Consider the following 25,910-nt stretch of genomic DNA (forward strand, 5'->3'; position numbering starts at 1 on the left):
AATGAGAAAAATTCCAAAGTTTAATGTAGTGAAGGCGGGTTCTTATGAGTCGAGAAAAAAGATTGAAAATAAAAAAGGTTGGTGTAGAACATTTAGAGCAATACAATCAACTGCTGCGGTATGTTTTTCAGGTGACTGATAATGATTTACACAGGATAGGCTGGAAAGAAAGAGATATGATCCTTGCTAAATCTCCAGTGCTGGAACAAGCGGATGTTCTTGGATGGTTTGATGGAGAAAAACTGGTGTCTCAGGTGGCTGTCTATCCTTTTCAAGTGAGAATTTTCAATGCGATTTATGATATGGGAGGGCTTACGGGGGTTGGAACCTTTCCAGAATACTCCAATCAGGGCTTGATGCACAAGCTGCTCCGCCAGGCACTGGCGAACATGCGGGAGAAGAAACAGTCGATCTCTTACCTGTATCCCTATTCGATCCCTTACTATCGCCGCAAGGGGTGGGAAATTATTTCAGATAAAATAACATTTGAAGTCAAGGATTATCAATTGCCAAAAAATAAGCAAGTGTTCGGAGAGGTTGAACGCATTGATATTGACAATAATGACTTAAAGGCAGTTTATGAACGTTTTGCCTATCAAAGCCACGGAGCGATGCTGCGCAACGAGTTAGCCTGGAATGAATATTGGCGTTGGGATACGGATAATCTAACAGCCGCAATTTATTACAATGAAAATAGGCAGCCTGATGGGTATGTGCTTTACTGGATTTCAGATGAAGTGTTTCACATTAAAGATATGATATTCATTAATGAAGAAGCCCGCAGCGGGCTGTGGAATTTTATTAGCGCCCATTTTTCTATGATTTCAAAGGTTGTAGGCAATATTTATACGGATGAGCCGTTAGCTTTTCTGCTGGAAGATGGAGATATTAAAGAAACGATTTCCCCTTATTACATGGCTCGAATTGTAGATTTGGAACAGTTTATTGCTCAATATCCCTTTAAGCCTAATACTGAGAAACGTGTATGGACGTTTACCCTTGACGATCCGCTGCTGCCGTGGAATCAAGGAACTTTTACCATATGTATTCATCCTAATGGAAACGGTGAGGTAGCGCGGGTGGGAGAGCGCAGCAAATCCCAAATCGATATCCAAACCATGACAACCATGTTGCTCAGTTATAAAAGTCCCAGCTATCTTCATAAGATAGGCCGCCTTTCATGCAGTCTAGAAACCGTTAAGATGCTGGAAGATGCGATTTCTCAGCAAACTCTTTATTTTTCAGATTACTTTTAGCAGCCTTATGCTTAACTATGGCAGAAAGTATTGATGTTTCCTCTTGCCACGGCCCCGCTCAGAAAAGATTCGCAAGACTTTTGGTTTCTCTGTGCCCTATTTTATTAAATACCGTTAATGGGGTTAAAAATGTAGTTGAGTTACTGCATGACTTGACAGGAAAAATCTTCTTTAGTAAAATGAGTATACAAAACGGAATGAACATTCATTCCTAAAATATTGAACTTTATTTTTGGAGAATACAATGAAAGAAAAAGTACAAAATAAAAAAGCAGCTGTGCTGCAAGCCGCACTTGGATTAATATCTGAGCAAGGGTTTCAAGGTTCCCCGATGTCACAAATTGCTCAAAGAGCAAATATTGGAGTAGGTACCATTTACCGTTACTTTTCCAGCAAAGAAGACTTGATCAACGATTTGTATATTGATGTCAAGACTCGTCTTGCCCAGCATACCCTGCGAAATTATTCAGTGAGCCGGGATGTTCACGCAAGTTTTTTAGTGCTATTACGTAATATTGTTGATTATTTTATTGAAAATCCCGCAGAATTGCTTTTTATGGAGCAGTATGCAAATTCTCCCCTTATTACTGCTGCCACCCGCGAAGAAGGCTTACGCATGTTTGCACCAGTCAATCATTTGTTTGAACGTGCCAAAGACGAAAATTTACTGAAAGAACTTCCAATGGAAATGCTAAGCACTCTCGCTTATGGATCGACGATCTCTCTTGTTAAACTTAAGTTGTTTGGTAAGGTTAAGCTAGATGGAGCAACCATCGATGCAGGAGTGGATGCAATATGGGACGCAATCAAGCGGTAATGAAAAACGAATCCAATTTTGCACGTGATCTTCAATATAATTCTAGTTTTAAATGAGTATTCGAAAAATAAGGGAGGAATTATCTTGTTGTACAGAAAATTTGGTAAAACGAAGGAAATGGTTTCCTCTTTAGGGTTTGGCTGTATGAGGCTTCCTATTATTGGTGCCGATCCAACGAATATTGATGAAGAGAAAGCAACAGACATGATAAGGCATGCTATTGATGCAGGTGTAAATTATATCGATACTGCTTATCCTTATCATGGTACTGGTTTTACTCGTGGTGGTGCCAGTGAGCTTTTTGTTGGCAGAGTCTTAAAGGATGGCTACAGACAGAAGGTCAAGTTAGCCACGAAGCTTCCTAGCTGGTTAATTAAAACAAGAGATGATATGGATAAGTACTTAAATGAACAATTGGAACGCCTTGAGACAGATTCAATTGATTTCTATTTAGTACATTCACTGAATGAAAATGTTTGGCCTGTATTAAAAGAAGCTGGCATTAGCGAGTTTTTAGAGCAAGCGATCAAAGATGGAAGAATCAAGTATGCAGGATTTTCTTTCCATGATCAGATCGGGCTGTTCAAAGAGATCGTGGATTATTATGATTGGTCATTCTGCCAGATTCAGTATAATTATTTAGATGAGAAATACCAGGCTGGCAGAGAAGGCTTAGAATATGCAGCGAAAAAAGGTTTAGGAATTGTTATTATGGAACCGCTAAGAGGCGGTAATATTGTAAATCTCCCCAAAGAAGCGATAGAGATCATTGATAAAGCAGATGTGAAAAGAACACCGGCGGAATGGGGCTTACGATGGGTATGGAACCATCCGGAAGTATCTGTTGTTTTAAGTGGTATGACGACTATGGATCATGTTACAGAAAATATCAAAGTAGCCCAAGAAGCAGAGGCCAATTCACTGACAACAAAAGAATTGGAAATCATCGATAAAGTAAAGAATCTCTTCGAAGAAAGAATCAAGGTGAACTGTACAGGTTGTGCGTACTGCATGCCTTGTCCTGCAGGTATCAATATTCCTGGATGCTTTTCCTCCTATAATGATCATTGGGTTTTTGATGCTACTCCTGCGGCAAAGAAAACCTATGAGCTTCGCTCGAGCCTTACAGCTCCCGCATCCAAATGTGTAGAATGCGGTAAATGTGAAAGCCATTGTCCCCAAGGGATTCCAATCCGTACAGAATTAAAGAACGTTAAAGAATTATTTGAATAAAAGTACTTCTAGAGGATCGCCGTCTATTCATTATGAATAGACGGCGATCCTCTAGAAATACTGAAACAGCTATTGTAGCTTACTAGTGGGGAAAGTTAAGTAATTGATTGCAATAACAGGGGATCAGAGTACCTTACGCGAGACGAAATTTCCGCGCAGTGAAGTGGGGCAAAAGCCTGTACGCTTTTTAAATAACTTACTGAAATAATAGGGGTCAGAGTAACCTATGCAAGAGGAAATTTCCGATATTGAGCGAGCTGTGGTGCACAATAGTTCCCGGGCGCGCCGCAACCGGTGCTCAATCAAATATTCAAGGGGTGCCATACCGGTATGCTTTTGAAACAGATAGGAGAACTGTTTGCTGTTTAAGCCATACTGGCCAGCCAATTTGGCTACTGTAAGCGGTTCCATGTAGTGAGTCTTCATATATTCTACAGCCTGCTCCACCAGTTCCCGGCCCCATTCGCTGTGACGACTGTCAGCGCAGGTCAAACTTTCATCCAAAATGCTGAAAAACAGCAATTTGGCCTGCAGGGCGGACAAATTGCCCGGCGTTATGCAGACGTTATACAGGCGGTGCAGCAAATCGTTGATGCGGGTGCTGTAACCCGAATTAATCTGATAATGGGAAAATGCCTGGGGAAACTCGATTTTGGCATTGTCGTCAACTTGATAATGGATGATCATATAATCCCACTCAGTGCACCCCACAACTTCTTTGTCCAGAGCGATATTGGGACCACCGTGAAAAATTTTCCCCGGTTCCATTTCGTAAGGCACACCGTCAAAAGACATCCTCGCCCGTCCTTTTATGGGGAAAATCAGACCCGAGAACGGCGGAGTGAAGACACCAAAACATTTTTTCCCCGGCGGCACGTTCGCTCTGATCACATCAATGATTTGGAATTCGATTCGGGAAAAGTTTCCCGCCAGCTGATTGATATCCACGTGCATTTTTGGCCTCCCTGCTTACCTGTGGTCCTGCTCAATAATGCAGAAAGCTTCCCAGCTTCATGCGCTTATAAATCATTGTCATAGGCGATAAAATAACAGATATTGCTTTATTATAAATATAAGTTGCATTATAATAGTGATATTGATTATCATTATTATAATAATTTTACTATTGGATGTCAAACCTTTCACCAAACTGCTCTGCCATGATATTCAAGGGAAAATCCTTCGTATTCTCTGGAATAAAAATAGGATGTTTTGGAATTCTGTCCATTTATTCAACCTTTTTTACTTGGAATGATGTTCATTTCCGCTACTTTTTCTTTGGAACTATGTCCATTTACTCCAACTTTTTTACTTGGTATTCTATAAGTACTAGTTTTGCCTAGGGCTTTGAAGCTCAATGACTTAACGGTTTTGTGGCTGAAAGCAGCTATGTGACAATGCATTTCCACCAGTAAAGGAGTTGACACCAATGAAGAAAAAATTGTTCCCTGCCAGAAACCGTCTGCTTTACGCCCTGGTCGGCAGCAGCCTGCTTTGGAATACGTCGGCAATTGTCTATGCCGAGGATACGGCAGAAATAGTTACTACTATCAACCAGACCGATACTCAACCGATCTCTTCCGCTAAAGCGACTGCCGGTCAGGGGGAATTCATCCTGGAAGGAGTTGAAGTGACTGCCAGCCGTGAAACGTTGCCCCCGGTCTACGCTGGTGGACAGGTGGCTCGCGGCGCCAATCTCGGCGTACTGGGCAACAAAGATTTTATGGATGCGCCTTTTAATGTCACCAGTTATACGTCCCAGACCATGGAAGATCAGCAGGCCAATACGCTGTACGATGTACTCATCAACGATCCGTCCGTCCGCTTCACCACCCCGACCGGACAGGTCAGTGAATACTACAAAATCCGCGGCCTGGACGTCGCTCCTGAGCATCTTTATTTTAACGGCATGCAGGGCATGGCGCCGAACTATCGTGTTCCTGTTGAATTTCTCGAACGGGTGGAAGTTCTCAAAGGGCCCGGTTCCCTTCTCTACGGCGGCGTGAATGCTTCGGTGGGCGGCTCCATCAACCTAGTGCCCAAACGCGCTGGCGAAGAGGACGTCACCAACTTTACGACAAGTTATACCTCTTCGTCCCACTTTGGAGGACATCTCGACATTGGCCGGCGCTTCGGAAAAAACAAAGAATGGGGCATTCGTTTCAACGGTCTGTACGCGGATGGTGATACCGAAACTGACGGTCAGTCGAAGGAACGACTGCTCGGCGCCCTGGGCGTGGATTACCGCCACGACCGCTGGCGACTGTCTCTGGATGCTTACGGCTCCCAGGAGAATTACGAAAACGGCCTCATCTCCATGTATCAGCTGCAAAGCAATAATATTAAAGCGCCTCACGGTTCAACCAATCTGTTTAAAGGCACCTCGGGCGCGGCCCGGAATAACGGGATTCTGTTTAAAGGCGAATATGATCTTAAGGACAACCTAACCGCCTACGCCAACTTCGGCAAAGCCGCCTCCAGGGCCACCGGCTTCATCAATGGCAATCATATTTTGCTTGTCCAAGCCGACGGAACAGCCTATCCCCGCAATCTCTTTAAACAAAACTTTTGGAACGACGCCACTTCAGCCGAACTGGGACTGCGAGGCGCTTACCAGACCGGTTCGGTCAAGCATCAATTGGTCTTAAGCTCCAGTTTTCTCGATAATGAGTATTCCAGCACATTCAACCGCTATGTCATTACTCCTTACATGAGCGGTTTTCCCATCAGTATTTATGATGATTCGTTCTCATTCGCCAACTATTTTAATAGTGTGGCCTGGAAGGGCAAGGGCAAAAAGACAGCTACCACTAATCTGTCCAGTTATCTTCTGGCTGACACGCTTTCCTTCAATGAGGAAAAAGTGCAGTTAACGTTAGGGGTGAGCCGGCACAGTGTAGACACGAAAAGTTTTAACGCCACAACTGGTACCCAGACCGCACAACATGATGCGGATGAAACGCTGCCGCTGGTCGGCTTTGTAGTCAAACCATGGGGCAATTCAGTTGCGCTCTATGGTAATTACATCGAAGCGCTTTCCCCCGGGGCTGAGGTTGGAGCCACCTTGGGCTATACGAACTCTGGTCAGTTAATGGCGCCGTATACCAGCAAACAAAAAGAAATCGGCCTCAAATGGGACAGAGGCAAATTCGCCAATACGCTGTCTTTGTTTCAAATTAACCGACCTAACACAATGGTTGTTACAAATAGCCTAAATGAAAAAACCCAGACCTATGACGGCGAACAGGAAAGCCGCGGCGTTGAATGGAGCACTTTTGGCGAAATAGGCGAAAACCTACGTCTTTTGGGCGGTATTAGCTATCTAAGGGCTGAAATAAACAATGCAACTGTGTCCGCAACGAAAGGCAACACCCCCTTTGGCATACCTAAATGGACGATGAATGCCGGTGTCGAGTGGGACACGCCGTGGAATAAGGACCTGACGCTGTCGCTGCGGGCGGTATATACCGATTCTCAGTATATTGACAATGCTAATACCATTAAACTACCCAGTTGGGTGCGCTATGACATCGGCGCGCGTTACAAAACCGAGATCAATAACATTCCGGTCACCTATCGGCTCAGTGTGGACAATCTGTTTGACAAGAATTACTGGGCAGGTGCTTTCAGCATGGAAGGCTTCGCCACATTAGGCGGTCCCCGCACCGTTAAGCTGTCTGCGACCATGCATTTCTAAAACATAATCCCTATTGGAGGAGTTAGAATGAAAAGACTAATGGGACTCATAGTCTCACTCGTGCTCTTGACAGGGCTGCTGACTGGCTGCGCCGGAACCTCTGGGACTGCTGTGAGCACGCTGCAGTCAGTAAGCGGCAATGATGCCCAAAAAGCCGCGTGGCCGAGGACAATTACAGACGCAGCAGGGAATAAGGTTGTTTTAGCAAAACAACCGCAAAGGATAGCGATTCTTCACTCCTTATATTTGGAATACTTCTTTGCCCTGGGAACGCCTCCTATTGCGTCTATGGGGGCTTCGACGGGGAATGCGATGAAGGCTTTGGAAGAATGGGAAACCCTTAAACCCTATGCGGGAACAGCCGATATTATGGATTTAGGCAGTGCCCGGGATTTGAATTTAGAAGCAATTTTAGCAGCAAAACCGGATGTCATTGTTACATTCAAAGGGCAAGGTCATGTAGCAGAAATGTACGACCAACTGGTGCAGATTGCTCCTGTAATTCAAGTGGATTTCAGCGCCTCTTGGCAGGACCAGACATTAGCCTGCGCTGAAATTGTCGGGAAAGAAGCCTTTGCCCAAGACTTCATCAAAGAAACGGAGACAATCATTTCTTCCGCAAAGGATAACTTGAGTAAACATAAGGGCAAAACCATTGCCCTTTTCCGCACGGATGGAAAATCATTCATTTCACGTGGTACTAAGGAGTATTACGAAACTTTTGGAATTGCTAAGTCAGCTGGTTATCCGGATCATTATCAAACCTTATCCTTAGAGGCTGTCGCTGAGATGAAGCCGGACTATATCGTTTTTCAGGACTCTGTTCAAAATGCACAAACATTTGTGAAAGCGCAGGAAGCTTCTTCTGTATGGCAGTCATTAGGCGCAGTAAAAAATGGACAGGTACTCTATTTTGATGACTCCCTCAATACATTTGGACCTCTTGCCATGCGGATTACGGCTGACAAACTGATGCAGATATTTTCAGAGTAATAATGAAAAAAACACGGTATTACCATTCCTATAAGGGTTTGTTTTTCTGGATTTTGTACGACGGCGGTGGATATGCTGGAGCGATACCAGACACAGGCCGGGGCGTAGCAGAAGGGAGGAACCACCAGAATGAATCAGTCAAACAAACCGCAGATTCAAATCAGAAAAAAAAGTCACGCGTGGACAGCTTGGTTCATTATCATAGCGGGGGCCGGGCTGCTGGCTTTGCTCATGGCGTTTTCCATCACCAAGGGTGCGGCGGAAATTCCGCTGTCCTCGGTATGGGACGCCCTGTTTCGCTTTGACGAGAAGAATACCCAGCATTTAATTATCGTTGACCTCCGCCTGCCACGCGTCATTGCAAGCGCCTTAGTTGGTGCTGCTTTCGCCGTAGCGGGAGCCATTATGCAGGGCGTGACCAGAAATCCCATGGCGGATTCCGGGCTGATGGGTCTGAACGCCGGGGCGGGTTTTGCCTTGTCCATTTGCTTTGCCTTCTTTCCGGATCTGGTATATATGCAGATCATTCTTTTTTCCTTTTTGGGCGCGGCATTTGGCGCGGCGCTGGTGGGAGGTATCGCTTCCCTGCGACGCGGGGGCGCTACCCCCATACGGCTGGTATTAGCAGGTGCCGCTGTCAGCGCGCTGCTGGCAGCGCTCAGCCAGGGCGTCGCCCTATACTTCGGCGTGGCCCAGGATATGATGTTCTGGACGGCAGGCGGCGTGGCCGGTTCCAACTGGGAGCAAATTAGGATTATGGCGCCGTGGATACTTGGCGCGCTCTTGGGAGCCATCGCCCTTGCCCGTTCTGTCTCTCTGCTGAGCCTTGGCGAGGATGTAGCCAAGGGATTGGGGCTGAATACGACGATGGGCAGTGTATTGTGCTTCCTGATCGTGCTGATACTGGCGGGCGCTTCCGTTTCCGTTGTGGGCGCTGTGGGGTTTGTGGGCCTTATCATCCCCCATCTGGCACGGTATTTTGTAGGCGTGGATTACCGCTGGGTTATCCCTTCCTCAGCGGTGTTGGGTGCGCTGCTCATGGTGCTGGCCGATTTGGGCGCGCGAACGCTCAACCCGCCTTTTGAAACCCCCATCGGCGCACTGATTGGGCTTGTCGGCGTTCCCTTCTTTTTGTATCTTGTCCATAAGCAAAGGATGGCACTGTGATGATGAACCAACTGCAAAAAAATGAAACCTATAAAAGAAAAATTGCTTTTCGCAACACGGCCATTGTCGTCGGCTGCGCGGCGCTGCTCCTACTTTCCTTTATCATCAGCATGAACACCGGATACACGAAACTGCCTCCGTCAGATACGCTGCGCACTTTGTTCGGCGGCGGTACGGCCAGGGAAAATCTCATTTTATTCGATTTCCGGCTGCCCCGTATTGTGGTTTCCATTCTAGTGGGGGCAGGTCTCGCACTATCTGGCTGCATCATACAGGGCGTCACCAAAAATGCGCTGGCTGACCCAGGCCTGCTCGGTATTAACGCGGGCGCAGGACTGATGGTCATCTTATATGTGCTGTTCTTCGGGGCGCATTCTTTCCTATCGGTATTCACTCTGCCATTTCTGGCACTATTTGGCGCGGGCATAACGGCGGGTATCATCTATGTGCTGGCCTTCAAAAAAGGAAAAGGCATCGCGCCCCTACGCCTGATTTTAACCGGTGTGGCAGTGCAGGCGGGGCTTTCTTCTTTGACAACCGTGCTGGTGGTCAAGCTGGCTGACACCCAGTTTGACTTTGTGGCGACGTGGCAGGCAGGGAGCATCTGGGCAAGCAATTGGAAATTCGTGCTGGCCCTGCTGCCGTGGCTGCTGCTCTTAATCCCCTATGTACTGTCTAAATCCCGCGTGCTGGATGTGCTGAATCTGGGGGATGACGTAGCTCACAGCCTGGGCGCGACCGTAGAGCGGGAACGGCGCAGGCTGCTTGCTGCCTCCGTCGCGCTAGCAGCCTCCTGCGTGGCGGTCAGCGGCAGCATCAGCTTTGTGGGGTTGATCGCGCCTCATCTGGCGCGGCGGCTTGTAGGACCGAGGCATCGGATTCTGTTGCCCATCTGTGCACTTGCGGGAGCAGTATTGGTTTCGGCGGCAGATACCATCGCACGGATGGTGGCTCAGCCCGCGGGAATTCCTACCGGTATTATGGTGGCGATCATCGGTGCGCCCTACTTCCTCTATCTTTTGGCAAAAAGCAGATACTAACGAAAGGATGATGAATCTGAACAGCATTGCAACAGAGAATTTAGCCGTCGTCTATGAGGATAACCTTGTAGTAAACGGTTTGAATATGCAGATCCCCCAGGGGAAAATTACGGCCATCATTGGTCCAAACGGCTGCGGCAAGTCTACGGTGTTAAAGACCGTGGGGCGCATCCTGAAACCGAAAAACGGCATGGTGTACCTAAATGGGGACGATATCCGGCGCTTAACGACTAAGGAAGTTGCTCAGAAAATGGCAATCCTGCCCCAGTCTCCTCAGGCTCCAGCCGGTTTGACGGTGGGCGAACTGGTGGCCTACGGCCGCTTTCCCTATCAGCGGGGCTTGGATAAATTAAAGCCCGAGGATAACAAAATCATCGCCTGGGCGCTGGAGGTTACAAAGCTCACCGAGTTGGAAACCACAACGGTAGACAACCTTTCCGGCGGGCAGCGTCAGCGGGTCTGGATCGCTATGGCTCTTGCACAGCAAACCGATTTGATTCTGCTGGATGAGCCGACCACCTATCTCGATTTGTCCTATCAGCTGGAAGTATTGGAACTGCTCTACCGTCTGAACCGGGAGCAGGGCCGCACCATAGTGATGGTGCTCCACGACTTAAACCTTGCCGCCCGCTTTGCCGACTACATGGTGGCGATCCGCTGCGGGAACATTATCTGCCACGGTGTGCCGGAAGAAATAATGACCACTAAAGTGCTGCGGGAAACGTTTCGCATCGACGCAAAGATCGTAACCGAACCCCGCACGGGCAGGCCCACCTGCATTTCCTATGACCTCATTAAGGAGAATGAACCTAGACCCTACATGAAAGAAGGTGCCAAATGAAAAAAATTGCAATCTACGGCAAGGGCGGCATCGGAAAATCGACTACCGTATCCAACGTATCCGCAGCCATGGCAGCACTGGGACTGATCGTACTGCAAATCGGCTGCGACCCTAAGGCCGATTCCAGCCGCACTCTGACCGGCGGGAAAAACATTCCCACAGTGCTGGATACCCTGCGGAAAAAGGGCGACGCAGAGCTTGACGACCTCGTGGTAAAAAGCAGCACAGGCGTGCTGTGTGTGGAATCCGGCGGCCCGGTTCCCGGGGTGGGCTGCGCTGGGCGCGGCATCATCACGGCTTTTGAAAAGCTGGAGGAGCTGGATGCCTACGAAATTTACAAACCGGACGTGGTGCTTTACGACGTGCTGGGCGACGTGGTCTGCGGCGGCTTTGCCATGCCTATCCGGGGCGGATATGCTGATGAGGTGTGCATTGTCACCTCGGGTGAGATGATGGCCCTCTATGCAGCAGCAAATATTGCCCACGCGGTCAAGAGTTTTGGCAAGCGCGGCTACGCCTCCCTGCGGGGGCTGATCCTCAACGCTAAGAACATTGAGGGAGAAAATGAGCTGGTGGACAAGGCCGCGGCGGAGATGGAAGCGCAGGTTATTTACCGCCTGCCCCGTGATCCTTTTGTTCAGCAGGCCGAAGCCCAGGGAAAAACCGTGGTGGAGGCTTTCCCGGATTGCACTATGGCGGTCCATTACAAGGCACTTGCCAGGCTGCTGCTGGAAGGAGGGGAAGCACCATAAACGAGTTGAAACACGTAAAGCGCCTGTCGGCAGTGAAATCCAACAACGGCATAAAATTCCTGACGCCCGCGGTTTCTCCCGGCAACCATTGTCCTATGCGCATCGCGTCCGTGAACGTAGAAAAAATCAAAGATTTGTCTTCCCTGCTGGTTGGAATGCCAGAGTGCACTACCTACTCGCGGCTGTTCAACCCCAAGCCGGAAGGCCGGCATGGCGAGCTGCATTGGCTGTATGTGCTGGACGCTCACGAGGTGGTGTTTGGCTGCCGGGATGGGCTGATTGATGCCCTCCGAAAGATGGACAAAGCCGGAGCAAAGGCAATTCTAATGATTGTCACCTGCGTGCCGGAGCTGATTGGGGAGGACATCCAGGCAATTATCAATGAAGTGCAGCCGGAATTGTCCACACGCGTTACCTTTGTAATGCTGGGCCAGTTTAAAAACATCAGTTATCCTCCCGGTTCGTGGAAAACAATGGAGGCGCTGGGCACGCTGATGGACGGGAAAGCAACAGCTTCCAATCGCGTTAACGTGCTGGGGCGCGCTCCGGAGGAAGAACATATTCCCATGCCGTCCCTGCTGCCCACGCTCACGCGGCGAGGCCTTGCCCTGCGCTATCTGGCGCCGGGCTCTTCCCTGGACGATCTCCAAAGCGCTCCGGACGCCGCCCTGAATTTGGTGGTTTCTCCCTTTATGCAGGCGCTGGCCGCCAGGATGGAGCAGGAATATGGCGTGCCCTATATCGCCCTGCACACTCTATATGATGTAGAGAGCATCGACAAGGCCTATACGGCTCTTGCGGAATACTTCGGCTTTTCCTGGGACAATACATTTAAAAAGGAACGGCAGGAAGCCCTTTCTTTGCAGAGTCAGGCAAAGGAAAGGCTGGGTGGGCTTCGGTATGTATTCTGTCCTAGAATTGACATACCCCTTCCGCTGGCCGTCTATCTTACCGGGCTTGGCATGGAGCCGCTGCTTTTGCATTTGGAGGAATATTATCCCGAGGACAGGGGCTATGCCAAGGAGCTTATTGACATGGGCCATAATCCGTGGATTTGCCGGATGGTGAATGCACAAGCAGATTTGCCGATATTGAAAAAACTAGCTCCGGATTTATGCTTTGGCTATTTGCCGGAACCCAACAAAACCATTACCTGCGTACCGGATTTATTTGATTTTTATGGACAAGTGGGCTATGCCCGGACGAGTCACCTGTTAAAAAGAATCTTAGACGTATTGAGTGAAATGAACGCAACAGGGAAAGGAGGGACTGCACATGGGTCTGCATCGATTTAAGCCGCTGCCTTCGGGACGCATGGGTATTCTTTGGACACTTGCTGCCATTCGTGATGCTGCACTTGTGGAATTTGGCTGCATGGGACACATGCTCTACAGCGGTGTAACGCTCAAACGTGCTGGTGTACATAACGCCTGCAAGCTCTACTCCACCCACATAGACGAAACGGATATCGCCCTTGGCGGCACAGAGAGGCTTAATCATACCATTGACAATGTGGTAAAGCGCGATCAGCCTCGCGTGATTTTTCTTTTGCCCTCCTCGATTCCCGAGGTGATCGGGACGGATCTTCCTGCTCTTTGCGCAGAATTGCAGCCGGAATATCCCGGCGTTCGCCTGCTGCCATTCGGGTACGGCGGTTTTAATATCACTCACCATCGCGGCGTGCAGGAAGCCCTTCAGCTGCTTGTCAAAACGCTGCCGGCGGATGTGAAACGGACGCAGGAGCCGACCTTTAATATCATAGGCTCCTGCGCTGATCTGTTCCGCTTTCAGGCGGATGCTATGGAGCTGGTCCGTATAATGGAGGGGACATTTGGCATAAAGCCGCTGTGTGTGATGACCTCAGATACATCGATTACAGAAATTGAGAATATGGGCGGCGCACATATCAACCTTGTCATACGGCGCGAAGGCGAACCTGCTGCGAAGCACTTGCGACAGCGCTTTGGCACGCCCTATCTTTTGGGACGGCCATACGGCATTGACGGAACCACCCGGTGGCTTGAGCAAATTGCGCAAATAGCTGGTTTGACTCCTGATTCCGCTTTCCTCAAGGAGCAGCGGGAAATCTCCTGGCAGCAGCTTGCGTCCGTAATGCCGTCCTTTTCGCACATCATAAGAGCACACCCGGAGGAAGCTGTATTGTCTTTGGGCGGACATGCCGATGTGGTCAGGGGTATTCTTACTTTTGGTTGCGGCGAGCTTTCCCTTGCCAAGGGAACCTGCTGGTGTGACTGCCCCGATATGACCAGCGAGGACATTCCCTATTTTTCCGAAGACGAATGGACGCGAGCGGTACAGGAACATAAGAAGGGCTATCTCATGGCCAGCGGCGAAGCGCTGGAATGGGCGGGCCGCAATGCAGAACTGCAAATTTCCAATCCCGACATAAAATGGCGCTTGCATCCCTATGAGCCGCCCTTTACGGGCTTCCGCGGCGCTGTTCATCTGGTAAATTTATGGATTAATGAGAATATTGAGGATTGATAACACCAAGGAAACTGGACAGCTCATTTCTTTTGTCTGGGACAGTAAGAAAATATAAAGTTTTAAAGACCCTATAAAGCAGACAATTGGAAAATCTGCTCCATAGGGTCTTTAAAGATAACGTTCTTAGATATTGTCTTTGATAAAGGTGTTATTCCAGGTCATCGTCGTTTTTCTTTAATGGTTTCATAGCTGGTTTTATTAGTCTAAATACATTTCCCGCTTGTTCAGAAGCTATGTTCTTTACAAATTCTTTTTCCGAAACTTGAGCCAGAACTAAACCGTATATCGATGTAGTTGCAACGTTTTCCAATGCTGTAGTAAGGGGGAGGGGCATCGTTCCCTCCACTTTAAATAAGGAAGTAACAGAGTAAATTAAAAACCATATAAATGTTGAAAAAATCCATCCCTTGAACAGAAGATTTGTACTTTTGATTAAAGGAATAAGGTAAATGAAAACAATTCCGAGAATGCCCATAAAACCGATATTTGCCGCTAGTGCAAACAAGATTTCTCCTGTGCTAAATGGTGGGACCTTCCCCAAAATGATGATTGCAGTCCAATCTGCAAACCGAAGAGTGGTGAGACCTAGAAAACCAAACAGTAAACTCGCCATATTCGCGACTAATCCACCCGTAATCCCTGCAATGAAACCTCTGGTAAATTTGTCTCTCAAAATCATTCCTCTCCTTCGTAAGCTATAACTTTAGTATAAACAAGGCTTTAGAAACTATTCTTTTATACGTACGTGTAGGTATTCTTTTACAGCAATATAGTAATGAACATTATGAAGAATCGTTGGAAATTGCGGCCGATTTTCTGAAGGTAGACGTCAAGGATTCTGATTTGTATACCAATGAACGAATTAAATCCAAGATCCACCCTTTGTCAAAATCAAACTAGGAGTACCTTACATAAAATTGCAAGGTACTCCTAGTTTGATTTTAGGTGTTTGGGTGATTTGGTTGGGCGTTCTTAGCAATATATTCTGCATTCTTAATATCCTGGTTTTTTTCTTTTGAACTTTTATCTTTTATACTTTGCTGTTGTAAGTTACTGTCTTGCTGCTGTGTCATAGAATCACCTCCTGACCGTAGTATTTACTCATGGTTACTGAGATATGCAATTAATGCATGTCATAGGAACAGGATTACCGGCAATTGATCTAGAAATCAAGTCCACCTTAATGACCTCATTTTTTTTGACACAGGGATGAAAGATGGACACCTGCCCGCGTGCCCTAAGTGAAGTGCGCCCTATCGATTGTAACATGGTTCGTTGGTGTGCATAAAATAGTATGACATGATAAAAGAAAGGAGACTTAACGTGATACACTCCAGATTTAGCTTTAAGAGATTTAAACGACTGGTACAAAAAGCTAGTGCTCCAGTGTTGTCCATAGCCAATCTGCCTATGCTGCTCTCAATTGGCGATTGGCTTTATATAATGAAACAGATTGAAAATGGCAAACTGCCAACTATGCCCAATGGTGAGAAAAAGGCTAAATTACGTAAGCATACGAATATCATTACCTTCAAAGATGTGGAAGGTAATGATGAAGCCAAGCTGGAACTCAAGGAAATTCTAGAGTTTATCAAGCATCCCAGAAAATTTAGTGATTTGGGTGCTCGAATTCCTAAAGGCGTTCTTTTGTACGGGCCTCCCGGAACCGGCAAAACACTAATGGCAAAAGCATTAGCAGGTGAGGCAGGAGTACCTTTCTTGAGCATGAGCGGTTCTGAATTCGTAGAAATGTATGTTGGTGTTGGTGCTTCCAGGGTACGTGATCTATTTAAGGAAGGCAGGAAGAAGGCACCATGTATTATCTTCATTGACGAGATTGATGCGGTTGGACGGCAGCGTGGAGCTGGTGTAGGTGGCGGAAATGATGAACGAGAACAAACCCTTAATCAATTGCTGGTAGAAATGGATGGATTCGATGCCAATAAAGGTATCTTTGTTGTTGCGGCGACTAATCGAACGGATATTCTCGATCCGGCGCTTTTACGACCGGGACGATTTGACCGCCGTATTGTAGTGGATCGACCAGATCTTAGGGGGCGCCTTAACATATTAAAAGTGCATACTAGACGTAAACCCTTAGCCGATAAGATGGATCTTGAAGTTCTAGCCCGCCGTACCCCTGGTTTTACAGGAGCTGATCTCAGCAATGTAGTGAATGAAGCTGCCATTCTTGCTGTGCGTCAGGGGAAAACATGCATAGAAATGGATGACATGGAGGAAGCAGTGGAGCGGGTAGTGGCAGGACCGGAGCGTAAAGGTCGTTTTATGAATGCAAGAGATAAGAAACTTACCGCGTACCATGAGGCTGGCCATGTTTTAGTTGCAATGCTTCTAAGGTACGCTGATCCAATTCATAGGGTGTCGATTATTCCACGCGGTCAGGCTGGTGGATATACTCTTACTTTGCCTAAGGAAGATCGTTGTTATTTTACTAGATCGGAAATTTTCGATCAGATTAAAATTCTGATGGGCGGCCGAGCATCTGAAAGCCTGATTTTTAATGAAACGAGCACTGGAGTGCATAATGACCTAATACAAGCCACGGAACTTGCACGTAAAATGGTCTGTGAATACGGTATGAGCGATACCTTGGGACCAGTCGCTTTATCACGATCTCAGGAACAGGTTTTTTTGGGCCGTGATATTGCTCGCCGTCTTAATAATAGCCAGGAAATGGACTATACCATAGATAAAGAAATACACCAGATACTAGAGAACGCTTATGAAAAAGCCGAAGAAATAATCAAATCCAATCTTGATAAGCTGCGACTTATTGCAACGGCTCTATTAGAACGAGAGAAGTTGGATGGCGAAGAATTGAGTCAGTTGCTAGGAAGACAAGAGACAGATCTTGATGTAAAAAATGAATAGGTTTGACTATGCACTACTATTCTTGGAAAGCTGCATTATGAAACCATACATGTCCCAACTGATGTTTGTTTCTTCCTCGATTTTTCCTTTCTCGTATGGGTTTTGCTGGAATGCCAGCTACAAACGTGTTTGGATCAACACTTTTGGTTACCACCGATCTTGCAGCGACTACTGCTTGTTCACCCACCACTATACCTGGCAATAACATCGAATGAGAGAAAACTTTAGCAAAGTCCTCTACTTTCACCGGTGCATAAATTCGTTTTCCGTGATTGTATTCAAGATGCGAATGCGTGTAAATTTCCACCTTCTCAGTTAATGTTACAAAATTGCCAAGAGTAATTCCTCCTTTGCCATCGAGGAATACTTCACGATTCAGAAAAACATCATCGCCGACTTCAATGTTATGACCAAAATTAAAACGTACACCCTCCATGGCGATGAAATTTTTTCCGCATTTTTTAAATAATTTTTGGGCAAGAATGCGGCGAAAGGGGACTGCAAAATTAGTAATTAAACTAAGTGGCAGTTTGTCAAATATCTCCCAGAGTAAATGCAAGAATTTCTGTTCCATTGTAAGAGGTAGAGCCTTAATTTGGGGCAAATATTCGTCGTATAGTTTAAATTCATCAAATAATTCCTTGGGAAATAAATGGGTTGCGTTAATTAATTCTAGAATTGTGCAGGTTTTTTTCTCATCTAATCCGCTTTGAACCATGGATTCAATAGTCGACAGCTTATTCTCAATATTCATAAATACCTCCCAAGCTACATGATGTCGAATATGAAAGTGATCTTCCATTAACCTTAACACTCCAGAACATTCATTCTGGCATCACGATTACAATCCATTGCTGGTAATATAGAAATACGTTATTCTTTTGTATCCTTTTAAGACACTTTAAATTCGGATACCAAACTATATAGACGATCGGAGATTTCGACCAATTGTTTGGTAGAATCTACAATTGCCAGCATTCCAGCAGCCTGTTCTTCTACGGCAGCAGCTACTTGCTGTGTAGAAGCAGACGTCTGTTCTGTAATTGCAGCAGCATTTTCTATATCTGCCATAGTGTATTGTACCTCTTCGTTCATGATACTGGCAGCGGAAGATACGTCATCGACAACCACAATAATCTCACCGACGGCCTTTTCGATATCGTCAAAATGAGTCCCAGCCTGAATGGCAATTTCCATACTATCGGTAATTTCCTGAGAGCCCTTATTCATACTTTCGGTTATGGACGCAATCTGTTCCTGAATGCCGTTGATAAGCTGAGCTATCTGCTGGGCTGCACCACCGGACTGCTCAGCAAGTTTTCTTACTTCATCTGCAACAACAGCAAACCCACGACCTGCTTCACCCGCTCTGGCTGCCTCAATGGCAGCGTTAAGAGCCAACAGATTAGTCTGTCCGGCAATGCCGGTAATCACTTCAATAATGTTGCCAATTTCAGAAGACTGGGCTAATAGCAGTTGGCTTTCTTGTAAGCTACTGTTGTTATGCTTTACAAATACGCTCATACTTTGCACTGTTTGTTTTACGGATTGAAGACCGATGGAACTTACATCCTGTGACCTTTTAGCGACTTGGAGCATTTCATGGCATTTGTCAGTAACCGTTTTTCCAGACTCACCTACTTGCTTAGTCTTATTGGCAGCGTCTGATACATGGGCTGCCTGTTGGTCGGCACCTTGAGCCAGTGCCTGCATTGTCATGGTCACTTCCTCTGTCATTTTGCCTGCATCTTGGCAAGCGTCGGCTACGTCACGGGAAAGATTCTTTATCTTTTCCGATTCATCGGTTATATTATTTACCACTCCGCGCAAGGTAGAGACGGTATTGCTGAAGGCATAGGCTAGCCTGCCAATTTCATCTTGAGAGTCAATTTGAATGGAACCAGTTAAATCTCCGGCAGCCACCTGGTCGGCAAACTTGCTGAGTTGGCTAAAAAGGCGACCAACAGCGAAATAAATGACTATAGACATTAGTGCGATGATAATCACTGTGATCAATAGCATCATTGAGAGTATTTTATTCGCTGACGCGAAAAGCTCATCCTCGAAAACAACATTGGCGACTGTCCAGCCTGCTATTGGAATGGGGTTATAAAAAACAATTTTTTTATCTGTTCCATCGGTATAACGGAATATGCCAGGTTTGCCGCCGGCAATCAGTTCGCCAAGTTTTCGGATATTTTCGTTATCAATATTTGATATTTTTTCTTTCATAGCCCACTCCGAATTAGGATGAACAACGAAGGTACCGTCTTGTGCCAAAAGAAACCCATACCCTTTTTCTCCATACTTTAACTGCTGGGTTATTTGCTGGATTGTTTCGATAGTCAGACTTGCACCAGCGCCAGCTGTTACGTTTCCTTGATTATCTTTTCGATAGGCAATCATAAGCACCATATTTTTGTCATACGCCTGAGAATATGCAGGCTTATAAATAGCATCATAAGGAATACCACCGGTACGGGAAAATCGTTCCCCTGCTTCTAATGCGCCACCCTTTGCCCATGGAGTAGTCTTTAATACTCCTGCTTTAACATCATAAAAACGAGCTGTCAGTTTACTTAAAGCTTCAGGATTGCTATATTCCTGAGGTTCTAAGAAGTTGACAATATGTAGAGCTGCATATTGATTTGGATATGCTTCATTGATAAATTTCCAACGGGATAGCAGGAGTTCATCAATCAGCTTTGTGGATTCATCCTCCCGTTTAAGATCAAGTTGTGGATTCGTCTTCAATATCCGTGCAACCATCGGACTTGCAGCTGTTTCACGTACTTCACCAAGCCGCCCGGTCAACCAAGTATTCATATGGTCGGCCGCTTCACCGGTTCTAAGTACCATAGATTCAGTTAATTCCGATTCAATTACCTTGTGGAACTGCCAATAAGCAACCCCGGTCAGAGAGAGTAAACCAATAATAATCACTGGTAATATTATAGCTAACAGTTTAAATTTAAAAGACAAGTTTTTCATCGTTTAAAACCTCCAAAAAAAAATTGATCAATTGCTTTCCAGTCTCCCGAATTGTGAATGACGATAGATGACATGATCCAATTCAAATGCAGTGTTATATATTTTTACTAACACAAATCTGCCTCCCTAAAAACTAATTTTTAATATAGCCATAAATAAAACCAACCACGTAACTGACTGGCATTGGACCTTTCCTGCGAAATATCAGTCTGATAATCAAAATGTTTTCACCTTTAGACCTACCGTTTTGCAGTCTTACTTTGGCTTTAGTTCACAAAATTTGCCAGCCATAATTTCACTGTAATGTATTTGTATATAAAATACAATTGACTTAACAAAAATGTAATTTATTATTAATATCCTTGGGCTTTGATTATTTTGATGATTCGTTTCTTATTTCGAACGACGACGGAAGTCTTACTTTAGTGGCAGAGTTTCCTAAAGACAAGAGGATAAAGTCTTTTTTGTTCGGTATACTGGCGGCCAAGCATTTGAATAAAATAAGATGGAGTAAGCATACTAAATGATGATATAAACAGAAAGAAGGGAGAGAATCAATATGTTTAGCTTACGGCCTTATGGGCAAAATCATGGACATCAAAAAAATGCACTGAGTAAGTTTGCACGAAATTTTTTAGGAGATGATTTTGAAGCACTCTTTGAGAATGTAGATAACTTCCCCAGTTCATTTCGAGTAGATCTGCGAGAAACTGACAATCAATATGTATTAGAAGCGGATCTACCTGGTATTAATAAAGAAGATATAAGCCTGCGTTATGAAAATAATTATTTAACAATTAGTGCGAACAGAAATGAGACGCAAGAAGTAAAAAGTGAAAAAGATTATGTCCGTCGGGAGAGACGGTTCGGCCAGTTCCAACGGAATTTTTATTTAGACAATATTCAAGAGGACAAAATTGATGCCAAATTTGATCACGGCGTTCTTACTGTTACCTTGCTAAAATCAGATAACGTTCAGGCAAAGCAGGGCAATATCCCTATTCAATAATCGTTAGAGCATGAATGAGAGATCTCAATAGATCCCCTGGATTGAGCAAATCTAAAGAAAGGCTACCCATATTAATCGATTATGGGTAGCCTTTCTTTAGATTTGACATAGCGGTGAATGTCCTCTTCATTAGAAACCATATTTGTATGGAACACAATGAAAAAATAAGAAATCATGATCTAGAAGTAGCCGACCTAATTTTCATGGGGAAGCAGTTTTATTGTAAAAAAACGTATTGACCTGACTATAACTTCACAGTTTATCCTTTTAGATAAGAAACTGCAAGCATAAATGGATCTAGGAGGCTAGGTAATATGTTCTTAATCAATCGAAATTTTTGTTTACTTTTGTTCGGTCAGATAGTTTCTCAGTTAGGTGATAAAGCGTATAACATTGCACTGATGTGGTGGTTGCTTGAGAAAACTAAATCACCATTTCTTGTTAGTTCTTTTCTTGTTATCGCGATGTTGCCCGAGCTCATTTTTGGTCCAGTGGCTGGTGTATATATTGACCGATGGAACAAAAAGAAAATATTAGTTGTGTCTGATTTTGTTCGGGGAATTATTGTATTAACACTTGCTATTCTATTTCAGTCGGAGCTTTTGGAAATATGGCATATTTATGTGGCAGCACTTTGTATTTCACTCTGTTCTGCATTATTTAACCCCACTACAATGTCTGTCATACCAGTTACTGTTGAAAAAGACAAACTCCAGCAAGCAAATGCTTTGAGCCAAATGGTAGTAGGGGCTGTGTCGATAATTGGTCCATTGCTAGGGTCCTCTAGTATCGTCTTGGTAGGTTATATAGGTGTGCTTATATTTAACGGAATTTCCTATATAATATCGGGAATTGCTGAGCTTTTTTTGTGTATGACTACAATCGAATCTCAAACAGAGGAATCTGTTATTTATAGTCTGACACAAGGGTTTCGTTTCATTCGGGCAGATATGCGTGTATTAGTAATTGTGACCGTGATTGCTATCGTTCATGTATTTGTTGGAAGTATTGTAGTGATAATGCCTTTTCTCGCTAAATTATTGGATGGAAATGGGATTAATAATTTGGGATTGCTACAATCTGCCATTGGTGGGGGTATGATTATTGGGGCAGGGTATATTTCGAAATATGTACGCAAAAGCGTTAGTGAATTGTACCTTTTTTATACTATTGTGTGTATGGGATTAGGGATTTTAGCACTTGGAACACTACAGTTAATACATATCGAATTAGTAGAAATTTATGTAATAGTTTGCATTATAATAGGTGGCTGTATAGCTATTGCAAGCGTGCTTTGGCGTACAATCGCACAGCTTTGCGTCCCGGCAGAAATGTCCGGACGGGTTTTTAGCGTGTTTTCAACAACCGGGAATATTTCTTTACCTATTTCGATTGGGATATTTGGTTTACTTTTGAATTATATGACACCCGGATTATTATTTTTTGTTGCAGGAAGTTGCTTAATGGTTTTTGGAGTAGTATTGTTATATAGTAACCGAAAAAACTTCGAAAGCATTGTAAAAGTGCGATAAAAGAGACCTCATCTAAAATAAGATGGTTTTGCAAAAGGAACTCTTTTGAATTTGGAGCCTGTGTCATTGGCTTTTGAGAATGGAGTGGAGATATGATATATACGATTGGTAAATTAGCGCGCAAGTTTAATCTGTCACGAAGTACGCTGCTTTACTATGATTCAATCGGCTTGTTATCTCCCATAAAGAGAGGCAATGGTAATTACCGTATATACTCTGAAGAAGATTGCAAGCGTCTGGAACAGATTGCGAGCTATCGTCAAACAGGACTTTCACTTCAACATATAAAAGAAATATTAGATAGCAAAAAATGCATCGCTGCAGTAAGTTTGGAAGCTAAATTAGAAGAAATAAATGAAGAAATTGCTATGCTGAGGCAGCAGCAACATTTTATTATTAAGCTTCTACAGGATAGCCGACTGCTAGAACGGGTGAGTATAATTCAAAAGGATTCGCTAACTGGGTTAATGCAGTCCGCAGGTATTGATGAGAAGGCCCAGTGGAGGCTTCATAATCAATTCGAAAAAAAATTTCCGGACAAACATCAAGAATTTTTGCAAATCCTTGGGTTAACTCCCGAACAAATAAGTAAGATTAGGGAGTGGTCATATAAGGAACAAGAATAATGTCAGGTTATATATGACCATCGGGTAGATTGCGATAATTCTTTAAAATAGAATAAGGCAAATAGTAAGGGGGAAATATTGATGTTTCTTATGATTTTGAACTATCTTAAACCATTGGAGATCTTGATGAAAAAGAGCCGTGGATATTTTGGGGATGGATGTAAACAAGCCTGAAAACCAACGTATATATGCGGATCTTCTTGTTCGTATATACCGATTATAGGATTACTTAAAAAGCACGCCGGCGGCGTGCTTTTTAAGTATGCTCAGTCGTTGATACTTGCATATTTTGCTCATATTTATTTGCTAAAAGCGTTCCTGAGTTCTGTGCATACTAACGCCAGAGCATCCCGCGCTTCCTCCAGTGTACCCTGCATATTAAAAAAGCCATGAATTATCCCATCATATCTCTTGAGGCATACTTTGACGGCGTAAATCGCACTTTTGTGCGATTTAAAATACCAGAGGGTATCTCATTGATTAGGTGGGAGTAGTCCGAACACGATTATATCCGCCATTGCCGATAACGCATCCGCATGTGTCATATTGCTCTCTTCAAGAAACTGGTAGTTGAATAGATCATTCATCGCACTGGTTACGATTTGCTTGAGTACAGATACATTAATGGGGCGAAGCGAGTTACTTTCAATGCTCTGGACGATAAGGGATGTCAGGTGATTCAGTTGTTCCTGGCGGAAATCTGATACCAACTGCCATTCCTCAGGATAATAATGACGAAGGTCATCATAAAGACTATGATTATTTATGGGGCCGAACACTTTTGGTGCGACTTTAAGCAAGGCCTGAATTTTTTCCGCAACGGATAATCCGGAGTTACTGTAGATTTCCTGTTCCTGGTTTTGAACGTCCTGGATGGCTGTAGCTAAAATGTCATGCACAAGTTCATTTTTAGAGGCAAAGTGATCGTATAAAGAAGTTTTGCTGAGACTAAGACGCCGTGCCAGGTCGCTCATTGTAAATTTTACACCGCGGGTTTTCATCTCGTCGGCCGCGGCCATGAGGATTCGATTACGCAAAATGATTATCACCTCAATTATTTTGTACCGGAATGACAGAATGGGTACTACGGAATTCAGATTTAGAATATACCACTTTTTAGCATGTGTCAATATTCTTTACACTAGAAAAAGCAAAATAGCAAGCAGCATTATCTGGTGCTGTTGATTGCTGGAGCAACCAGTCTAAGTGATGGTACTTCAGCTTCTTATCGGACAATATTGTATTGACAGATTCTATGGAAAGGAATATTATGACATTGTAATTAATGTACTATTTTTGTCATGCTGGTACAAAGAGAGCAAGGCAGTACGATTTGTGGTCAGTATCAGTAAAGTTAGAGCAAACTCAATTAGAAGATACGGTTCATTATTAATTTTAACCTGAAAAAATGACAGGGCCTCGGGAAAATTAGGGATGGGCAGGATTGTAAAACAGAAATAGGATTGAGTTCAGTGATAAAGGAGAGAAAGCGTATGGACAGGAATATGGAAAGCATAATTAAAAACTATAAAGTAAACGGCGTATCCAAAATTGATATGCATGTTCATTATGTACCGCAGGCTTATCGGGAAGCGATATTGAACTGCGGCGAAGAAAATCCTGATGGATTTCCAACTCCCGAATGGGATCCGGAAACGCATTTGAAAGTAGCCGAACAACTGGGCATTTCCACTACTATGTTATCGATTACCTCACCGCATATTAATTTTGGCGATGATCATGCTGCTAAAGCTCTGGCGCGAGAAGTAAACGAAGATGGAGCTAAACTTATACAAAAATATCCGGGGCATTTTGGCTTGCTCGCCTCTTTGCCATTACCTGATGTAGCGACCAGTATAGAGGAAATACAATATGCAATAGATGTTTTGCATGCTGATGGCTTTACATTGCCTACTAATACGCAGGGGGTTTATCTGGGGAATCCTTGTTTAGATCCTCTATTTGAAGAATTAAATAAACGGAAGGCAGTAGTTGTCCTTCATCCCAACATGCCCAGCGCTGTCCCGGAATATGTTCTGGAAAACTTTCCAATGCCTTTTATGGAATTCTTTTTTGATACAACCCGTGCGGTCATGAATATGATCTTAAAGGGAACCCTGAAGCGTTTCCCTGACATTAAAATTGTTGTTCCTCATGCCGGTGCCGTTTTGCCGATCCTTGCCGATCGAATTCATACTGCTCTGCAGATGTTGAAAGTTGTGGGAAACAGCGTAGATGTATATGATGCGTTGCAGGGCTTGTATTATGATGTGGCAGGAGTCTGCCTACCCCGACAATTGGATGCACTGTTGTCATTGGTAGGAACTGAGCATTTGTTATATGGAAGTGATTATCCCTATACACCGGCGTTTGGTTGTATTTACTTAGCAGACGCATTAGACAAAACGGACCTGCTTACGAATGAGCAGCGGCGTGCCATATACCGGGATAATGCGGCAAATTTATTTCCCCGGTTGAAATAGAAGCGAAAGAAGTGATTAACGGCAGCCATCGCGGAAGCATTGGAAATACGAATATGGGTTGAACACACCGTGC

22 protein-coding genes are annotated in these 25,910 nt (G+C 44.8%); 16 read left to right on the forward strand and 6 right to left on the reverse strand.

The genetic code is table 11. The features are described from left to right. The first annotated feature begins 44 nt into the window (after nucleotides 1-44). From JBW_RS01115 to JBW_RS01125, 3 genes are all read left to right on the forward strand, one after another. Complete coding sequence (locus JBW_RS01115) at nucleotides 45-1,256, forward strand: GNAT family N-acetyltransferase (RefSeq protein ID WP_007961196.1); 1,212 nt, start codon at nucleotides 45-47, stop codon at nucleotides 1,254-1,256. Nucleotides 1,257-1,500: 244 nt separating this feature from the next. Then, the gene (locus JBW_RS01120; RefSeq protein WP_007961198.1) at nucleotides 1,501-2,073 is read left to right on the forward strand and encodes a TetR/AcrR family transcriptional regulator; all 573 of its coding nucleotides are present in this window, start codon (nucleotides 1,501-1,503) and stop codon (nucleotides 2,071-2,073) included. 87 nt (nucleotides 2,074-2,160) lie between these two features. Further along, a complete protein-coding gene (locus tag JBW_RS01125) occupies nucleotides 2,161-3,306 on the forward strand; it encodes an aldo/keto reductase (protein WP_007961200.1) in 1,146 nt (381 codons plus the stop codon). A gap of 123 nt (nucleotides 3,307-3,429) precedes the next feature. On the opposite strand, the gene JBW_RS01130 is transcribed toward JBW_RS01125, so the two are convergent. After that, complete coding sequence (locus JBW_RS01130) at nucleotides 3,430-4,260, reverse strand: AraC family transcriptional regulator (RefSeq protein WP_007961202.1); 831 nt, start codon at nucleotides 4,258-4,260, stop codon at nucleotides 3,430-3,432. A gap of 475 nt (nucleotides 4,261-4,735) precedes the next feature. Here JBW_RS01130 and JBW_RS01140 point away from each other — a divergent pair, with 475 nt between their 5' ends. The 8 genes from JBW_RS01140 to JBW_RS01175 all read left to right on the forward strand — a co-directional run bounded on the left by JBW_RS01140 (nucleotide 4,736) and on the right by JBW_RS01175 (nucleotide 14,301). After that, nucleotides 4,736-7,003, forward strand: coding sequence for a TonB-dependent receptor (locus JBW_RS01140; protein ID WP_007961203.1), 2,268 nt, complete (start codon nucleotides 4,736-4,738; stop codon nucleotides 7,001-7,003). A gap of 27 nt (nucleotides 7,004-7,030) precedes the next feature. Then, nucleotides 7,031-7,996, forward strand: a complete 966-nt coding sequence (locus JBW_RS01145) for an ABC transporter substrate-binding protein (protein ID WP_007961205.1) — start codon at nucleotides 7,031-7,033, stop codon at nucleotides 7,994-7,996. Nucleotides 7,997-8,125: 129 nt separating this feature from the next. Beyond that, nucleotides 8,126-9,163 (forward strand): FecCD family ABC transporter permease, encoded by a 1,038-nt coding sequence (locus tag JBW_RS01150; RefSeq protein WP_007961207.1) that lies wholly within the window; start codon nucleotides 8,126-8,128, stop codon nucleotides 9,161-9,163. After that, on the forward strand, nucleotides 9,163-10,203 hold the full coding sequence (locus JBW_RS01155; RefSeq protein ID WP_007961213.1) for a FecCD family ABC transporter permease: 1,041 nt from the start codon (nucleotides 9,163-9,165) through the stop codon (nucleotides 10,201-10,203). Before JBW_RS01150 ends, JBW_RS01155 begins: the two co-directional genes overlap by 1 nt. A gap of 7 nt (nucleotides 10,204-10,210) precedes the next feature. Beyond that, the gene (locus tag JBW_RS01160; protein WP_235334108.1) at nucleotides 10,211-11,044 is read left to right on the forward strand and encodes an ABC transporter ATP-binding protein; all 834 of its coding nucleotides are present in this window, start codon (nucleotides 10,211-10,213) and stop codon (nucleotides 11,042-11,044) included. After that, entirely contained in the window at nucleotides 11,041-11,796 is a 756-nt protein-coding gene (locus JBW_RS01165) for an AAA family ATPase (RefSeq protein WP_007961216.1), read from the forward strand. Before JBW_RS01160 ends, JBW_RS01165 begins: the two co-directional genes overlap by 4 nt. Nucleotides 11,797-11,801: 5 nt before the next feature. Continuing rightward, nucleotides 11,802-13,091 (forward strand): nitrogenase component 1, encoded by a 1,290-nt coding sequence (locus JBW_RS01170; protein ID WP_235334109.1) that lies wholly within the window; start codon nucleotides 11,802-11,804, stop codon nucleotides 13,089-13,091. After that, entirely contained in the window at nucleotides 13,072-14,301 is a 1,230-nt protein-coding gene (locus JBW_RS01175; RefSeq protein WP_007961218.1) for a nitrogenase component 1, read from the forward strand. Before JBW_RS01170 ends, JBW_RS01175 begins: the two co-directional genes overlap by 20 nt. A 151-nt stretch (nucleotides 14,302-14,452) precedes the next feature. Here the strand turns inward: JBW_RS01175 and JBW_RS01180 are convergent, their stop codons facing one another. Continuing rightward, the gene (locus JBW_RS01180) at nucleotides 14,453-14,983 is read right to left on the reverse strand and encodes a hypothetical protein (RefSeq protein WP_007961219.1); all 531 of its coding nucleotides are present in this window, start codon (nucleotides 14,981-14,983) and stop codon (nucleotides 14,453-14,455) included. A 262-nt stretch (nucleotides 14,984-15,245) separates the two neighbouring features. Further along, nucleotides 15,246-15,377 (reverse strand): hypothetical protein, encoded by a 132-nt coding sequence (locus tag JBW_RS25915; protein ID WP_007961220.1) that lies wholly within the window; start codon nucleotides 15,375-15,377, stop codon nucleotides 15,246-15,248. A 250-nt stretch (nucleotides 15,378-15,627) separates the two neighbouring features. On the opposite strand from JBW_RS25915, the gene ftsH reads away from it, so the two are divergent. Next, nucleotides 15,628-17,196, forward strand: coding sequence for an ATP-dependent zinc metalloprotease FtsH (ftsH, locus tag JBW_RS01185; protein WP_007961221.1), 1,569 nt, complete (start codon nucleotides 15,628-15,630; stop codon nucleotides 17,194-17,196). A gap of 16 nt (nucleotides 17,197-17,212) precedes the next feature. Here ftsH and JBW_RS01190 read toward each other — a convergent pair whose 3' ends face one another. Both JBW_RS01190 and JBW_RS01195 read right to left on the reverse strand, forming a co-directional pair. Next, entirely contained in the window at nucleotides 17,213-17,950 is a 738-nt protein-coding gene (locus JBW_RS01190; protein WP_007961222.1) for an acyltransferase, read from the reverse strand. 137 nt (nucleotides 17,951-18,087) lie between these two features. After that, nucleotides 18,088-20,187 carry a methyl-accepting chemotaxis protein gene (locus JBW_RS01195; protein ID WP_007961225.1) on the reverse strand — a complete coding sequence of 700 codons (2,100 nt, stop codon included), beginning with the start codon at nucleotides 20,185-20,187 and terminating at the stop codon, nucleotides 18,088-18,090. 559 nt (nucleotides 20,188-20,746) lie between these two features. Here JBW_RS01195 and JBW_RS01200 point away from each other — a divergent pair. From JBW_RS01200 to JBW_RS01210, 3 genes are all read left to right on the forward strand, one after another. Beyond that, the gene (locus JBW_RS01200) at nucleotides 20,747-21,196 is read left to right on the forward strand and encodes an Hsp20/alpha crystallin family protein (RefSeq protein WP_007961226.1); all 450 of its coding nucleotides are present in this window, start codon (nucleotides 20,747-20,749) and stop codon (nucleotides 21,194-21,196) included. A 314-nt stretch (nucleotides 21,197-21,510) separates the two neighbouring features. Continuing rightward, a complete protein-coding gene (locus tag JBW_RS01205) occupies nucleotides 21,511-22,728 on the forward strand; it encodes an MFS transporter (protein ID WP_007961227.1) in 1,218 nt (405 codons plus the stop codon). A gap of 92 nt (nucleotides 22,729-22,820) precedes the next feature. Further along, nucleotides 22,821-23,354: a MerR family transcriptional regulator gene (locus JBW_RS01210; protein ID WP_007961228.1), complete on the forward strand. Its 534-nt coding sequence runs from the start codon at nucleotides 22,821-22,823 to the stop codon at nucleotides 23,352-23,354. A 473-nt stretch (nucleotides 23,355-23,827) separates the two neighbouring features. On the opposite strand, the gene JBW_RS01215 is transcribed toward JBW_RS01210, so the two are convergent. Next, nucleotides 23,828-24,391, reverse strand: coding sequence for a TetR/AcrR family transcriptional regulator (locus JBW_RS01215; protein WP_007961230.1), 564 nt, complete (start codon nucleotides 24,389-24,391; stop codon nucleotides 23,828-23,830). 456 nt (nucleotides 24,392-24,847) lie between these two features. Between JBW_RS01215 and JBW_RS01220 the strand changes: the two genes are divergently transcribed. Continuing rightward, on the forward strand, nucleotides 24,848-25,837 hold the full coding sequence (locus JBW_RS01220; RefSeq protein WP_007961232.1) for an amidohydrolase family protein: 990 nt from the start codon (nucleotides 24,848-24,850) through the stop codon (nucleotides 25,835-25,837). The last annotated feature ends 73 nt before the right edge of the window (nucleotides 25,838-25,910 follow it).

Origin of the sequence: Pelosinus fermentans JBW45 (assembly GCF_000271665.2) — a bacterium.
GTDB classification, from domain to species: domain Bacteria; phylum Bacillota; class Negativicutes; order DSM-13327; family DSM-13327; genus Pelosinus; species Pelosinus baikalensis.

Excerpts from the sequence above, each read along its gene's own strand:
- JBW_RS01115 (WP_007961196.1), top strand. The coding sequence starts at position 45 with ATGAGTCGAGAAAAAAGATTGAAAATAAAAAAGGTTGGTGTAGAACAT.
- JBW_RS01120 (WP_007961198.1), top strand. The coding sequence starts at position 1,501 with ATGAAAGAAAAAGTACAAAATAAAAAAGCAGCTGTGCTGCAAGCCGCA.
- JBW_RS01130 (WP_007961202.1), bottom strand. The coding sequence starts at position 4,260 with ATGCACGTGGATATCAATCAGCTGGCGGGAAACTTTTCCCGAATCGAA.
- JBW_RS01140 (WP_007961203.1), top strand. The coding sequence starts at position 4,736 with ATGAAGAAAAAATTGTTCCCTGCCAGAAACCGTCTGCTTTACGCCCTG.
- JBW_RS01145 (WP_007961205.1), top strand. The coding sequence starts at position 7,031 with ATGAAAAGACTAATGGGACTCATAGTCTCACTCGTGCTCTTGACAGGG.
- JBW_RS01150 (WP_007961207.1), top strand. The coding sequence starts at position 8,126 with ATGAATCAGTCAAACAAACCGCAGATTCAAATCAGAAAAAAAAGTCAC.
- JBW_RS01155 (WP_007961213.1), top strand. The coding sequence starts at position 9,163 with ATGATGAACCAACTGCAAAAAAATGAAACCTATAAAAGAAAAATTGCT.
- JBW_RS01160 (WP_235334108.1), top strand. The coding sequence starts at position 10,211 with ATGATGAATCTGAACAGCATTGCAACAGAGAATTTAGCCGTCGTCTAT.
- JBW_RS01165 (WP_007961216.1), top strand. The coding sequence starts at position 11,041 with ATGAAAAAAATTGCAATCTACGGCAAGGGCGGCATCGGAAAATCGACT.
- JBW_RS01175 (WP_007961218.1), top strand. The coding sequence starts at position 13,072 with ATGGGTCTGCATCGATTTAAGCCGCTGCCTTCGGGACGCATGGGTATT.
- JBW_RS01180 (WP_007961219.1), bottom strand. The coding sequence starts at position 14,983 with ATGATTTTGAGAGACAAATTTACCAGAGGTTTCATTGCAGGGATTACG.
- JBW_RS25915 (WP_007961220.1), bottom strand. The coding sequence starts at position 15,377 with ATGACACAGCAGCAAGACAGTAACTTACAACAGCAAAGTATAAAAGAT.
- JBW_RS01190 (WP_007961222.1), bottom strand. The coding sequence starts at position 17,950 with ATGAATATTGAGAATAAGCTGTCGACTATTGAATCCATGGTTCAAAGC.
- JBW_RS01195 (WP_007961225.1), bottom strand. The coding sequence starts at position 20,187 with ATGAAAAACTTGTCTTTTAAATTTAAACTGTTAGCTATAATATTACCA.
- JBW_RS01200 (WP_007961226.1), top strand. The coding sequence starts at position 20,747 with ATGTTTAGCTTACGGCCTTATGGGCAAAATCATGGACATCAAAAAAAT.
- JBW_RS01205 (WP_007961227.1), top strand. The coding sequence starts at position 21,511 with ATGTTCTTAATCAATCGAAATTTTTGTTTACTTTTGTTCGGTCAGATA.
- JBW_RS01210 (WP_007961228.1), top strand. The coding sequence starts at position 22,821 with ATGATATATACGATTGGTAAATTAGCGCGCAAGTTTAATCTGTCACGA.
- JBW_RS01220 (WP_007961232.1), top strand. The coding sequence starts at position 24,848 with ATGGACAGGAATATGGAAAGCATAATTAAAAACTATAAAGTAAACGGC.